The organism is Lentzea sp. NPDC051208 (genome assembly GCF_040682435.1).
In the GTDB taxonomy this organism is placed as follows: Bacteria; Actinomycetota; Actinomycetes; order Mycobacteriales; family Pseudonocardiaceae; genus Lentzea; species Lentzea kristufekii.
The window spans coordinates 1-1,344 of the sequence record NZ_JBFBAW010000047.1 but is presented as its reverse complement, the minus strand read 5'-3'; the positions used below and the strand labels follow the sequence as shown (position 1 = coordinate 1,344).

At 70.5% G+C, this 1,344-nt stretch carries 1 protein-coding gene; it reads right to left on the bottom strand.

Annotated elements, in window-relative coordinates; translation table 11 throughout:
- The coding region (locus tag AB0M48_RS45475; protein ID WP_363855609.1) for an NF041680 family putative transposase at positions 1–1,265 on the bottom strand (1,265 nt) is incomplete at its 3' end.
- Between the last annotated feature and the right edge of the window lie 79 nt (positions 1,266–1,344).

Here is a 1,344-nt window from a genome sequence, read left to right as displayed (position 1 = left end):
AGGTTCCGAAATCCCCGGCGGACCCGTGCCGGGCTCAGTCGTTGGGCTGAGCGGGGTTTCTCCCAGGGGCGGCGCAGGTCTGCGGTGAGGTCGCGGGCGAGGCGGAGCTGGGTGTAGGCGACGATCAGCAGCCAGGTCCAGCGGTCGGCGGCCTGCGGTGAGCGTAGTTTCGGGGTGGTCCAGCCGAGGGTCTGTTTGAGCATGCGGAAGGTGTGCTCGATGTCGAAGCGGCGCAGGAACGCCTGCCAGGCCAGATCGACCTCGGCCTGATCCAGGCCGGTGCGGGAGTGCCAGAGCCACACAGGTTTCGGGGTCGCCCCGGAGGGCAGGCGTTCGACCTGCAACCGGATCACGGTGCCGTCCAGGATCGGCAGGGGCCCGTCGTGGCCGGCCCAGGCGATGCGGTGGGTCAGGCGCGGGTGCAGCCGGTCCCAGGCCCGGATCAACGCCGGCCCGTAGAGCCGGGTCGTGGTCTCGATGGTGGTGTCAGGCTCGCCCCAGGTTTCTGGGTCGCCGAAGGCGAACTCGCCGCCATGACGGCGCGGCCTGCCCATCGTGCCGGGCGGCTGTGGTCCGGCCGGGCGGTGCAGAACCCTGTCGGAGCGCATCCGGACCAGCACGGTGATCGGCAGGTCGGCCAGCACGTGGGCCAGGCGGGGGCCGTCGTAGCCGGCGTCGGCGACCAGCAGGATGTCCGGATCTCCCGGCGACCAATGGCCCGCGGTGATCAGGCGGGTCACCACGTCGCGGATCTGCCGGGCGGTCACGCTCGCGGCGTTGTCGCCCGGTGCGAGCCGGACCGCGTCCAGCGGCGCGGTCCACGAACCACGTCCCGCTTCCAGGGCGACGACCACCGAGTAGGGCCAGCCCGGCACCATCGCGTGCTGGTCCTTGCCGCGGCCGTAGGTGTGACACAGGATCCGCTGCGCACAGGTGTGTGCTTCGGGCCGTAGCCAGCAGGTCACGTCCACCGCCAGCACCAGCCGCCCGTCCGCCGCACGCGGCAGCGACACCCCGCTCAGCGCGGTGCGTAACCGCCCGGCGTCGATTCGCCCCCGCGCCAGCGCGGCATAGCCGCTGCTGTGACCACGGCGATGCTCACCGGCCAGTGACAGTTCCGCGACCGACCGCACCGGCCCGTCCGCGCACAACACCGCGTCGGTCAGCTCGAACAACGCGTCCGCCCGCTTGAGCAGGCACCGGTAGAACTCCTGCCGCAACCCGGACAACTCCCCGGACGCGGCGGTATCACGAACATGGTGCACACTGATCAACTGAAGCCCTTGGTCTCGATCTTCGTCTGTCGCAAGAAGAAGAATCGACCAAGGGCTTCACCCATGATCA